Origin of the sequence: Duganella sp. CF517, assembly GCF_900110275.1 — a bacterium.
In the GTDB taxonomy this organism is placed as follows: domain Bacteria; phylum Pseudomonadota; class Gammaproteobacteria; order Burkholderiales; family Burkholderiaceae_D; genus Rugamonas.
Window position 1 is genome coordinate 762,133 of record NZ_FODC01000004.1, and the last position, 12,638, is coordinate 774,770.

The 12,638-nt window shown below is 69.3% G+C and carries 6 protein-coding genes; 4 read left to right on the plus strand and 2 right to left on the minus strand.

Translation table 11 applies throughout. From position 1 onward, the window contains the following. The first annotated feature begins 122 nt into the window (after positions 1-122). A complete protein-coding gene (locus BMX85_RS19290) occupies positions 123-4,232 on the plus strand; it encodes a YDG domain-containing protein (protein WP_090321986.1) in 4,110 nt (1,369 codons plus the stop codon). Positions 4,233-4,274: 42 nt separating this feature from the next. Continuing rightward, positions 4,275-5,930 (plus strand): ShlB/FhaC/HecB family hemolysin secretion/activation protein, encoded by a 1,656-nt coding sequence (locus tag BMX85_RS19295; protein WP_090321989.1) that lies wholly within the window; start codon positions 4,275-4,277, stop codon positions 5,928-5,930. Positions 5,931-5,943: 13 nt separating this feature from the next. Here the strand turns inward: BMX85_RS19295 and BMX85_RS19300 are convergent, their stop codons facing one another. Then, entirely contained in the window at positions 5,944-7,647 is a 1,704-nt protein-coding gene (locus BMX85_RS19300) for a phytase (RefSeq protein WP_090321992.1), read from the minus strand. A 2-nt stretch (positions 7,648-7,649) separates the two neighbouring features. Further along, the gene (locus BMX85_RS19305; protein ID WP_229210567.1) at positions 7,650-10,211 is read right to left on the minus strand and encodes a TonB-dependent receptor; all 2,562 of its coding nucleotides are present in this window, start codon (positions 10,209-10,211) and stop codon (positions 7,650-7,652) included. Positions 10,212-10,634: 423 nt separating this feature from the next. Here BMX85_RS19305 and BMX85_RS19310 point away from each other — a divergent pair, with 423 nt between their 5' ends. After that, positions 10,635-11,579: a GGDEF domain-containing protein gene (locus BMX85_RS19310; protein WP_090322000.1), complete on the plus strand. Its 945-nt coding sequence runs from the start codon at positions 10,635-10,637 to the stop codon at positions 11,577-11,579. After that, entirely contained in the window at positions 11,576-12,622 is a 1,047-nt protein-coding gene (locus BMX85_RS19315) for an AraC family transcriptional regulator (RefSeq protein ID WP_090322003.1), read from the plus strand. The genes BMX85_RS19310 and BMX85_RS19315 overlap by 4 nt, the downstream gene beginning before the upstream one ends. Positions 12,623-12,638 lie beyond the last annotated feature (16 nt).

Sequence of the window (12,638 nt, forward strand, 5' to 3'; positions counted from 1 at the left end):
CAGCCCCACGCCGGGGCGCCTTCCGCAGCCCCCGATTCGCTGCTCACATCGTCCCGAGCCGGTCCCGTTCGCGCGGTGCCACGCCTGTTCCGGTTTGGACTGCATCGTTTGCGAGGACCGTCATGAACCGAATTTTCAGAGTCGTATGGAACGCCAGCGCCGGCGCGTGGCAGGCGAGATCCGAACTGGGCGGCGCCCATGGCAAGGCCAAACGCCGCCGCGCCGCGCGTGCTGGCCTGGCCGGGCTGGTCGGCCTGGCGACGGCTGCCGCCGCGCTGGCGGCAGAGCTGCCCGTCGGCGGCGTCGTCGTCGCCGGCCAGGGCGCCATTGCCCGCGACGGCGCGACGATGACGGTGAACCAGGCGGGCGCCAAGCTGGCGATCGATTGGGATGCGTTCTCCATCGGCCAGGGCAAGACCGTCAACTTCGTGCAGCCGTCGGCCAGCGCGGTGGCGCTCAACCGTGTGCTGGGCAGCGAGGTGTCGCACATCCAGGGCGCGTTGACGTCCAATGGCCAGGTCTTCTTGCTGAACCCGAACGGCGTGCTGTTCTCGCCGACCGCGCAGGTCAACGTCGGCGGCCTGATGGCGTCGACCCTGGGTCTGAGCAACCAGGATTTCATCAACGGAAACTACCATCTGCAGGGCGCGAGCGGCAACGCCGTCATCAACCAGGGCAATATCCAGGCGGCCGCCGGCGGCGCGGTGGCGCTGGTGGCGGCCAGGATCGTCAACGCGGGCCAGATCTCGGCCGAGCGCGGCGACGTGCTGCTGGGCGCCGGCAGTGACGTGCGCATCGATCTGGGCGGGCCGGTCAAGCTGCAGGTCGCGCGTGCCGCCCTCGACGCCTTGATCGACAACAGCGGTGCGGTGCGCGCCGACGGCGGCACCGTCTTGATGACCGCGAAGGCGGCCGGCGACCTGGTGAGCACGGTGATCAACAACACCGGGCTGGTGCAGGCGCGCACGCTGGCGAGCGGCGAGAAGGGCCGCATCGTGCTGCTGGGCGATATGCACAACGGCCGGGTCGACATCGCCGGCTCCCTGGACGCGAGCGCGCCCGCCGGCGGCGACGGCGGCTTCATCGAGACGTCGGCGGCCGAGGTGGCCGCCGCGCGCGCGCTGGCCGTCAACGCCGGCGCGTCGCGCGGGCGCGGCGGCGAGTGGCTGATCGACCCGTACGACTACACCATCAACGCCACGTCGGCCGGCAACATCACCAACGCGCTCAACCTGGGCACCAGCGTGACGGTGACCACCCAGTCGAGCAACGCCAGCTACGGCGCCGGGGCCGCGGGCAACGGCGACATCACCGTCGCCAGCCCGATCAGCAAGACCGGCGGCGGCGACGCGGCGCTGACCTTGCGCGCCGACCGCAATATCGTCGTCAACAGCGACATCGGCGCCACCTCCGGCACACTCGACTTGACGTTGAGCGCGGCCAACGGCGCCGGCGCCACCCGGGGCGGGGTCAACCTCAACGCCAACGTCGACACCAACGGCGGCCAGCTCCTGATCGGCGGCGCCGCCGGCGCGGTCGTCAACGGCATTGGCTACGCGCTCAACCAGAGCGCCAGCCTGGGCGCGGTGGTGGTCGAGCAGAACAGGACCATTCTCTCGCGCGGCGGCAACATCACCATCAACGGTAAGTCGATGGTCGGTTCCAACAACGGCAGTTATTCCGGCGCCACGGGCGGCGTCTATATCAAGTCCGGCGCGACCATCCTGTCGGGGACCGGCAACCTGTTCATCACCGGCGAGAGCGCCGGCGGCGTCAAGACCTTCGGCGTCGGCTTCGAGGGCAACGCCGGCACGCTCACCACCGTTGGCAGCGCGCTGGGCGGCGGCGTCATGCTGCTGAACGCGGTCAACTCGACGGCCGGCTATTCCGCCAGCGTGCTCGAGCAGGGCGCCATCGGCCTGGTCTCCTACGGCAGCCGCGCGCGCGTCGCCTTCCAGGGCCCGTCCGTGGCCAGCTGGCTGGTGTTCGTCAACGGCGCGCCGCAACTGTCGGCCTACACCCAGGCGCCGCAGCTGGCCGACTGCGCCTCGCCTTATCCGAACTGCGGCACCCTGGTCATCCCGGGCTCGAACAACAGCTATCTGTACGCCACCTACCAGGCGGTGAGCATGTCGACCACGCCGATCTACGTGATCCAGAATGGCGCCGGCAGCAAGACCTACGACGGCAGCAACGTCGCGACCGGGCTGAGCTTCACCACCCTGGGTGGCCCCGGCGGTTTCACGGTGGCCTCGCTGAGCCCATCCGTGGCCTACACCACCGCCAGCAAGAACGCCGGCGCCTATGCCAGCCTGACGGCCAGCGCCGCCAACCCGGGCAGCTATGTGGCGGCGGGCGGGTCGACCACCTACGCGGTCGGCTATTTCAACACCGGCAGCTACACCATCAACACCAAGGCCTTGACGCCGGTGGCCGTGAGCAAGGTCTACGACGGTTCGACGTCGGCGGCGGTGACGGCCGCCGGGGTCGTCGGCGGCGACAGCGTGACGCTGAGCGGCACCGGCGCGTTCGGCAGCAAGGACGTCGGCAACTACACCGTCAACGTGAGCAACATCGCCCTGAACGGCGCGGACGCGGGCAACTACACGCTGGCGAGCAACTCGGCCAGCGCGGCGGCCAGCATCACCCAGCGCACGGTGTCGCTGAGCGCGGCCAAGGTGTATGACGGCACGGCCGACCTGGCCGGCCATCTGACGCTGGGCAATCTGGTCGCCGGCGAGGATTTGGGCTATACCGGCGCGACGGCCAACAGCGCCAACGTGGGCGGCGCCAGCCATGTCGGCGCCGTGACCCTGACCGATGGCACGGCGGGGCTGGCGGCCAACTACGCGTTGCCGTCGCTGTCGGCGGCCGGCGCGCGCAACGCGGCCGTCATCACGCCGAAGACGTTGACGCTGGCGGGCCTGGTCGCGGCCGATAAAACCTATGACGGCGATACGACCGCGGCCTTGAGCGGCGGCGCCTTGCAGGGCTTGGTCGGTGCCGAGACGCTGGGTTTTTCCGGACAGAGCGGGGCGTTCGCCGACCGTAACGCGGGAACGGGCAAGGCGGTCGCTGTGAGCGGGGTCGTGCTCGCCGACGGCACCGGCCTGGCGTCGAATTATCAGTTGGCCGCGCCGTCGGGGTTGACCGCGTCGATCCTGCAGAAGGCGTTGCTGGTGAGTGGCACGAGCATCGCCGATAAAATCGAGGACGGGACCACGACGGCTAGCTTGACGCATGCGGGCAATGTCGCCGGCAAGGTTTCCGGGGACGATGTGAGCGTCGACGGTGGCTCCGCGTTGGCCCACTTCGCGCAAGCAACGGCCGGCACTGCGGTGGCCGTCGATGTGAGCGGATTGGTGCTGGCGGGCGCCGATGCTCAGAATTACAGCATCACCGGCAATGTCACGACGAGCGGAAATATTCTGGCGGCGCCGGTTCCAACGCCGACGCCGACGCCGACGCCGACGCCGACGCCAACGCCAGCTCCGGCGCCAGCGCCAACGCCAACGCCAACGCCAACGCCAGCTCCGACGCCGACGCCGACGCCAACGCCAACGCCGACGCCAGCTCCGACGCCGACGCCAGCTCCGACGCCAGCGCCAACGCCAACGCCAACGCCAGCTCCGACGCCGACGCCAGCGCCGACGCCAGCTCCGACGCCGACGCCAGCGCCAACGCCAGCACCGACACCAACGCCAGCACCGACGCCAGCACCGACGCCCATGCCAGCTCCGACGCCAACACCAGCGCCAACACCAGCTCCGGCGCCAGCTCCGACACCGGCTCCGACGCCAACGCCAGCTCCGACACCGGCCCCGACACCGGCGCCGACACCTGCGCCGACACCGGCGCCCGCGCCGGCCGTCGTGGAGGCCCCGGCCCCAACCCCGACTCCCGCCGTGCAAGCCTCGGCGATACCGGTGGTGGTCGCCGCGCAGGCGGTCAACGCGGGGATGATGACCGGGGTGACGCCTGAGCTGCCATCGCTCAGCGTCGGCGGCCTCACTTACACCGCCGTCTCCGATGCCGGCGGCGGCCAGGCGTCAACAGCGGGCGCGGCGGCCGGCGAGGGCGATCGCCTGCCGGTGTCGCAAGGCGTCGGCGCCGGGCGCGACGTCAAGTTCCTGAGCGTGTTCGTGGTGTCGGGCGGCATCCAGATGCCGCCGGCCGCCGCCGACGCGAACGCAACACCGGGCGCGCCGGGCACGCCGGCCGCCGCCAAGTAACGCTACAATCTCCCAGCCCATCCGGCAGCCTTGAAAGCGCACATGAGACCAGCTTTGACCCTTCTGGCGGCGGCCGCCGCCGTGATCGCCGGCGGCCCGGCCCTGGCCCAGCAGCGGCCCGACGCCGGACAGCTGTTGCAGGAAAACGCCCCGCGCGCGCTGCCGCCGCCGGCTCCGGCGGCGCCGCCGCCGCTGCCGCCGGCCGCCGCCGCGACGCCGGTGGCCCCGGGCGGGGCGACGGTGGCGCTGCAACGCGTCGCCGTCACCGGCAACTCCCTGTTTTCGGAGGCAATCCTGGTGGCCGCGCTCGGTCCGGTCGCGGGAAAGAGCTTCGACTTCGCCGGCCTGAGCGCGCTGGCCGAGCGGATCTCGGCCCACTACCGCGCGGCCGGCTATCCGTTCGCGCGGGCCTACCTGCCGCCGCAGGACATGCAGCGGGGCGAACTGACCATCGCCGTGCTCGAGGGCCGCTACGGCGACATCGTCGCCCACGGCGACGCCGGGCTGAGCGCCCCGGGCCAGCGCTTCCTGTCGCCGCTGCGCCCCGGCACGGTGATTGAAAGCCAGGCGCTCGAGCGGGTCACCTTGATCCTCGACGACCAGCCGGGCATCAAAAGCACGCCGGTCGTCAAGCCGGGGCGGGAAGTCGGCACCGGCGACCTGGCGGTCGAGGTGCGGCGCGCGCACCGCTACGCCGGCGAGGTCGGCCTCGACAACGACGGCAACCGCTACACGGGCCGCCGGCGCGTCCATGTCAACCTCGACGTCGACAGTCCGCTGACCCTGGGCGACCAGCTGGCGCTGCAGGGCATGTACACCGATGAGCACATGTGGTTCGGGTCGGCCAGCTACGCGCTGCCGCTGAACGCGTCCGGCTTGCGCGGCAGGGTCGGCTACACGCATTCCTATTACGCGTTGGCCGACAGCTTCGCCAGCCTGGACGCGACCGGCACGGCCGATGTGGCCAGCGCCGGCCTGAGCTATCCACTGATCCGCTCGCAGCGGCGCAACCTGACGTTGTCAGGCAGCGTCGAGCACAAGCGTCTCAACGACCGCCAGGGCGCCACCGGCAGCAGCAGCGACAAGTCCAGCGACGCGCTGCCGCTGGCGCTCAATTTCGACGCCCGCGACAGCGTGCTGCGCGGCGCGGTGACCTACGGCGCCGTCAGCTGGACGCCCGGCCGGCTGCGCCTGGACGGCGCGCTGGCGCGCATCGACGCCGCCAGCGCGCGCTCGGCCGGCCGGTTCAACAAGTTCAATATCGATCTGGCGCGCATCCAGTCCGTCAGCGACGGCGTCGACGTGTACGGGCGTGTGTCGGCGCAATGGGCCAGCAAGAATCTCGATTCGTCGCAAAAGTTCGGCCTGGGCGGACGCAACGGCGTGCGCGCCTATCCGAGCGGCGAGGGTTACGGCGACACCGGCATGCTGGCGCAGCTGGAGCTACGCTACGCGGTGGGCGGCTGGCTGCCCTATGTGTTCGCGGACGCCGGCCGCGTCAAGGCCAACCGCGAGCGCTGGAGCGGAGACGGCGCGGGCACGCGCCGGCTGGGCGGCGCCGGCGTCGGTGTGCGCTACGGAAGTGGCGCGGTCACCGGCGCGCTGATCGTGGCATGGCGCACCACCGGCGGCGCGCCGCTGTCGGAGCCGGGCAAGCGGCAACCGCTGGCCTGGGCCAACGTCGCCTATCGCTTCTAGGCGGCGGGAACGATCAATCCAGCTTTAGCGCCTTGGCGACGTCTTCCCACGCCACATACTTGAAGTTTTGCGGGCCGTCGGGCAAGCGCTTGTAGCCGTCCTGGATGACCAGCATGCCTTTGGCGTACGGGCCGCCGAAGTTGGCCGAGCTCACTTCCAGCCCGTCCGTCTCGGAGGTGCCGTCGATGCCGGCGGCGAGGTTGTAGCCGACCCGGAAGCTGCCGCGCACCCGGTAGGGCGCCTTGGCGTCGAGCACCGAATAGCTGTTGTCGCCCTGGCTGGAGACGACCAGGTAGTCGCTCTTGTCGCCGTGGTACAGGCCCATGCCTTCGACGTCGGCCACCAGTTGCGGGCCGACCGGCATGATCATGCTTAGCTTGGCCGGGGCGTCGCCACGCGCCGAGACGGTCCATACGCCGCGCTTTTCCTCGCCCAGGAACAGGCGCTCGTTGCGGTCGTCGACGACGCAGCCCTCGGGCTGGCTGGCGACCTTGAAGCGGCGCAGCAGCTTGCCCGACATGCCCTTGCCGTCGGCGCCTGCTTCGATGCGGTATTGCAGGAAGCTGCCATCCTTGTCGTTGATGAACGCTTCCAGGCCGCCGTCGGCCGGACGGAACAGGCACATGCCGTAGATGTCCTCCAGCCCGGTGGCGAAGGCGCCGGCCGGCGCGACGGTGCCGCCGGCGTCGATGGTGAACAGCATCACGCTGTTGTCGTCGCGCTGGGTGGCGACGGCCACGTCGAGCTTGCGTCCGCCGACGGTGACGTCCTGGCGCACGTCGACGTTGTTGAGGCGGCCGACCTCCAGCAGCTGCAGCTGCTTGCCGTTCAGGTCGTACACCAGCAAGCCTTGCTTCTTGTTGGTGCCGAGGATGCGGGCGCCGGCCGGGTCGGCCGGGTTGCGCCAGATGGCCGGGTCGTCGGCGGCGTCGCCCTGGCGCGCGACCGGCTCGGTCTGCGCGCGCGGCGTGACAATCAGCTTCGTGCTGGCCGTGGCGTTGGCCACCTGCGCCGTCGCCGCCTTCCATGGCAGCACCCGCACCTGGCCCTTTTTGACGGTGTCGCCGCGCTGCACCAGCTTGCGGCCGGGGCCGCCCTCGGCGTCGGCGTCATAGGCCCACACGCCCATTTTTTGTTCGTCGACCAGCAGTTGGTGCGTGGCGTCGTCGGCGCGGCAATGCTTGACATGCGGCGGCAAGGCCAGCTTGCGCACCAGCTGGCGCTGGTCGCCGTGCATCAGCCATTGTTCGGCCTGGCCATCCTTGCCGATCATGAACAGATGGTCGATTTGCTGGGCGTCGCGGTACAGGCATGACGATTCGATACCGAACGGCGGTGCCGGGAACGGCGTTTGCGCCGCCAGGGTGCCCGCGTTGAGGTCGACCAGCACCGGCACGACATGTTCGGCGTTGGCGTCGAGCACCACGGCCAGCACGCCGCCCCCCTGCGCTTGCGGACGCAGGTCGAGCTGCTTGGCGCGCACGGCCAGCTGCGCGCGCTCGTTGCCGCTGGCGTCGAGCAGGCGCAGCGCCTGCTTGTCGATGGCCAGCCAGCCGCCGTCTGGCAGGGCGGCCAGTTCGCTGGCCTTGGCGGCCAGGCCGGGCAGGGCGGCCTGGCGTGCCGTCTGTGCCGTCTGTGCCGCCTGCGCGCTGTGGGCCGGCACGCCGCACGAGACCAGCGCGCCGAAGAGAATACCGTTGAAGATTGTTGTTTTCATTGTTAGAACATGCTCACTTTGAGACTGATTTTATAGGTGCGGCCGTATTGTTCGTATTGCGCGTTTTGCGCTTTGCTGCCCAGGTAGACGTAGTACTTTTCGTTGTTCAGGTTGGCCGCCTCGAAGTTCAGCTGGACCTGTTTGCTGAGCTGGTAAGACAGCGAGAAGTCGACCTGCTTCTGGGCGTCTACGATGCGGTCCTGGCCGGCGTCGAGGATGTCGTCGCCCATCTCCAGCAGGTACTTCGATTTGTAGTTGAGCGCCAGGCGGGTGCTCAGCGGGCCTTGCTCGTAGCCCAGCATCAGGTTCAGCACGCGGTCCGACTGGCCCGGCATGTCGATGCTGCGCGAGCGGCTGCGGCCGGCGTCGCTGTCGTAGCGGGCGACGTTGGCGTCCGAGCGGGTCAGGCTGCCGTTGGCGCCGACGATCAAGCGGTTGAACGGCGCCGGCAGCATGCGCAGCGGCTGGGTGTAGGCCAGTTCGATGCCCTTGACGGTGGCCTTGTCGCCGTTGGCGTAGGACACAGCCGAGCTGTAGTCCACCCACTGGCCGCTGCCGGCCAGGTTGGTGGTGTAGGTGAAGTTCTTGATGTCCTTGTGGAACACATAGGCCGACATGCTGCCGTCGTCGCCCAGCACGCGCTCGATGCCCAGGTCGAGGTTGGTCGACTTCAGCGGCGCCAGATCCGGGTTGCCGATCGTGGCCTCGGTGTCGCTGGCCAGGCTCACGCCCGGCGCCAGCTGGCTGAAGTTGGCGCGCACCACCGCGTGGGTCCAGGCCGCGCGCACGCTGGTTTTCGCGTCGACGTCGTAACGGGCCTGCAGCGACGGCAGCCAATTGGTGTACGAGCGCTTGCGGTTGACCGGATCGAAGGATTCCTCTTCCTCGTTGACGCGCGAGCCGGCCGCGTCGAACCGGGTGTGCTCGGCGCGCACGCCGGCCAGCAGGTGCCAAGCGTCGATGTCGACGCTGTTTTGCACGTAGGCGGCGTCGATGTCCTCGTGCATGCGATAGTCGTCGACGGTCGAGTCGACCAGCAGGCGGGCGTCGGCGCGCTTCAGGCCGGCCACCAGGCGGCGGATCGCGGCCGGGTCGATGGCCTTGCCGATGCTGCCCAGTTTGTAGTCGAGGTCGTTGCCGGTGACGTAGTCGGCCAGCGCGGTGCTGGCGCCGCCGATCTGCTTGCTGCTGTACGACCACGCCTCGGTGTCGTTCGATTTTTCGCGGCGGCCGGCCTTGGCGCCGAACTTGAGCGTCGAGCTGCCTTCGCCCAGTTCGAACTTGTGGCTCAGGTCGAAGCGCACGTGGTGTTCCTTGTCGGTGGCGTCGCCCTGTTTGAGCGCGATCGAGTTCAGCTTGTAGTTGGCGGCGTTGTACAGGCCGGCCGGACCGGTCAGGCGCGGGATGTCGGTGCCGGTGAATCCGACGCCGGCGAAGTCCTTGGCGCCACGGAAGCGGGCGTCGTTGATCGACTCCGGCGCCTCGTCGGTGGCGCGGCTGATGCCGCCGGCCAGGTCGAATTTCCAGCCGTTCCATTTTTGTTCGGTGCCCAGCACCACCGAGCTGATGGTCTGGGTGTACTTGCGCTGGCGCAGGCGGCGCTCGCCGCGCGCGCTGGCGCTCTGGCCCTCGGCCAGGCCGTCGCCGGCGATGTTACTGATGGTCAGGCGGTCGCGCACTTCGTCGTCGCTGAAGTCGCTGATGAAGCTGCGAACAAAATATTTGCTCAGGTTATCGGCGTGGTAGTCGAGGTTGAGCGCGGCGGCGCGGCGCTTGCGCGTCGGCAGGTAGTCGCGCAGCTCGACGCCGGTCAGCTTGCCGTCCTCCCAGGCGCCGCCGGTTTCGACGTTGTCGGAGCCGAATTCACGCTTCTCGTAGCTGACCCCGCCTGCCACGCCCAGCTTGCCGTTCAGGAAGCGGTCGGCGAACAGGATGCTGCCGTTCGGGCTGGTCTTGCCGATGTTCTGGTCGCGGCTGGCGCCGACGCTGGCCGACAGCAGCTTGCCCGGCAGGTCGAAGGCCGACAGCGTTTTGACTTCGACGGTGCCGCCCAGGGAGTTGGCGTCCTGATCCGGCGTCAAGGTCTTGCTGACCGACAGCGAACGGATCAGGCCGGCGGGCAGCACGTCCAGCGCCACCGCGCGCCGGCCCGATTCGGGCGACGGCACCAGCGCGCCGTTGATGGTGACCGAATTCAAGTCCGGGCCCAGCCCGCGCACGCTGACGTAGCGGCCTTCGCCCTGGTCGCGCTGCACCGACAGGCCCGGCAGGCGCGCCAGCGCCTCGGCGGCGTTCTTGTCCGGCAGGCCGCCGATGTCGTCGCTGCTGATGACGCTGACGATGTTGTCGGCCTGTTCCTGCGCGGCGATCGCGTTGCGCAGGCTGGAGCGCTGGCCGGAGATCACCACGCTGTTGGCGCTGGCGGCCACGCCGGCGGCGGCGCCGTCGGTGGCCTGGCTGGTTTGCGCGCCGGCGTGCGATTGCGCGGCCAGCATGGCCAGTACGCCAAGGCTGAGCACGGAGAGGCGGCAGCCATGACCTTGCTGCGTGGACTGTTTGGACATTTTGTATTGTGTGGTTTTCATTATGTGCCGTCATGTTAGTTGGAAGACGGGCGGATTCTAAGTAGTCAATGTGTCAATTGCATGACACTTCGCCGCGCGGGACGGCCAAAAGCGCGTTGGTCGGGCCAAATTCGGGCGCGATGAGCTGGATTGACCCGGCATACCGGCTGCCCGGGCCGCAGCGGATGGCGCGGAGGGGGGAGGGGGAGTCGGGGGGAGGGCGAACACCGCGCGGCTCCATCGGGGAATCGGTCTCTTTTACTCGTCTCTTTCTGGCGCGCCCCGCCCATTGGCTGTGAGCCGTTTGCACCTGTTGTCAGGCCGGGCCGTATTTCCGCCCAGCACGGCCGGATGTCACGACGTTGTCATAAATCTCATCTATGCTGCGGCCGCACTACCGACGCCATCACGATGAGCCCGCCCATGTTGCAACTCCACCGTTCCACCCTGATCGCGGCCGGCCTTGCCCTGCTGGGCTGCCTGTTCCTGTACGCCAGCCTCGGCGTGGCGAAATCCTTCGACCACTGGAAATGGACGGACATCGTCAGCGAGGGCGGCACCGCCGTCATGGCCGGCAGCTGGGTATTATTCACCTTGAGCAGCCGTCCGGGAGGCCTGGTCACGCGCCTGCTGGCCGGCGGCCTGGCGCTGATCATGATCGGTTCCTTCGCCGATTGCATGGACGAATTCTTCGCCATCAGCAAGGCGGCAAGGTGGGATCACTGGCTGGAGGGCATGGTGCCGGTCGGCATGCTGGTGGTCACCATCGGCATGTATTACTGGCGGCACGAGCAGTTCCGCCTCAACGAGCACCTGCAAAAGCGCGAACGGCTGTTCCGCGATCACCGCGCCTTCGACCGCATCACACAGCTGGCCAACGCCGACTATTTGCGGCGCCAGATCCGCCACGAGCAGGCGCGCCGGCCCGGCCAGCCCTGCGCGCTGGTGCTGCTGGACATCGACGGCTTCCACCTGATCAACCGCGAATTCGGCCAACCCGAGGGCGACCGCGTGTTGCAGGCGGTCGGCCACATGCTGTTGCTGAACCTGCGCAATGACGACTTGCTGTGCCGCTATGCCGGCGACCGCTTCGCCTTGCTGCTGCCGGACACCAGCGTGGAAGAGGCCGCGTCGCTGGCCCGGCATTTAACGGCCATGGTCGGCCACATGCGCCACCACGCCAAAGGCGGCCGGGTCGGCGTCAGCCTGCGTCACGCCTGTTCCAACGCGGACGCGGCACCGGAGGTGCTGCTGGCCGAACTGAGCCGGGCGGTGTCGCAAGCGGCGGCGGCTTCGACAACCGTCATGGCGGCCGCGGGCGGCGCGCCTGCCGGCCCGGCGCCGCTGGCCGCGACGGCAGCCGCATGATGGACTACCGGCAAATCGCCGACTGTTTCATCCCGGCCCAGCACCAGCCCGCGCTGATCCTCGACTACGCGCGCAGCCGCGAGCTCGACGAGCAGGGCGACAAGCCGTTGCGCGGCACCGGCTTGCGCGGATGGGACATGCCGGACGCCGACGTCGCGGTCAGCCCGGCGCAATACCTGCAATTGCTGGCGAACGTCATGCGCGAACTGGACAGCCCGGATACCAGCTTCATGCTGGGCCAGCAGATGCTGCCGGGCCACTTCGGCGCGTTCAGCCACGCCTTGCTGCAGGCGCAGAACCTGCGCCAGGCGCTGGACATCCTGTGCGCCGGCGCGGTGCGTTTGTGCCCGTTGTTGACGCCGCGCCTGCGCGAGGAGGGCGGCCTGGCGGTGTTGTACTGGACCGACAGCTTCGGCGCGCCGAGCCAATTGCCGGCGCTGGTGGAGATGCACATGACGGCGGTGACGGCGATGTGCCGCTGGCTGGCCGGCGCGCGCCTGCCGTGGCGGTACTGCCTGAACCGCAGCGCGCCGGCGCACGTGGAACAACACGAGGTGCACCTGGGCGCCGACCTGCGCTTCAACTGCCACCTGGACGCGATGCTGATCAATCCGGAGTGGCTCGACCGGCCCTGGCCGCGCGGCAACGCGATGGCGGCGTCGGTGGCGCTCGACGGCGCGGCGGCGGAGGCGGGCGCCGACAAGCGCGCGCTGGCGCCGAGCCTGTTGTCGGCGCTGTACGACCATTTGTTGGCCAACATCCGGCTCGGTCCCACCCTGGAGTTGAGCGCGGCCGCGTTCGGCGTCAGCGCGGCCACGATGAAGCGCCACCTGGCGCGCCACGGCAGCCATTTCCAGGCCGAGTTGGACCAGGTGCGCGCGCATGTCGCGATCCACCTGTTCCAGGCGCGCGGCTACGACAACGAAGCGGTGGCGCAATACCTGGGCTTCCACGACGCCACCAACTTCCGCCGCTCGTTCAAGCGCTGGACCGGCCTCACGCCGAGCCTGTTGCGCGACGGCCTGCTCAGCGTGCCGTTGTGATCGGACGCTTGATGCG

What these genes read in the sequence shown, in the direction of transcription:
- BMX85_RS19290 (WP_090321986.1), top strand. Translation starts at nt 123, where the DNA reads ATGAACCGAATTTTCAGAGTCGTATGGAACGCCAGCGCCGGCGCGTGG.
- BMX85_RS19295 (WP_090321989.1), top strand. Translation starts at nt 4,275, where the DNA reads ATGAGACCAGCTTTGACCCTTCTGGCGGCGGCCGCCGCCGTGATCGCC.
- BMX85_RS19300 (WP_090321992.1), bottom strand. Translation starts at nt 7,647, where the DNA reads ATGAAAACAACAATCTTCAACGGTATTCTCTTCGGCGCGCTGGTCTCG.
- BMX85_RS19305 (WP_229210567.1), bottom strand. Translation starts at nt 10,211, where the DNA reads ATGTCCAAACAGTCCACGCAGCAAGGTCATGGCTGCCGCCTCTCCGTG.
- BMX85_RS19310 (WP_090322000.1), top strand. Translation starts at nt 10,635, where the DNA reads ATGTTGCAACTCCACCGTTCCACCCTGATCGCGGCCGGCCTTGCCCTG.
- BMX85_RS19315 (WP_090322003.1), top strand. Translation starts at nt 11,576, where the DNA reads ATGATGGACTACCGGCAAATCGCCGACTGTTTCATCCCGGCCCAGCAC.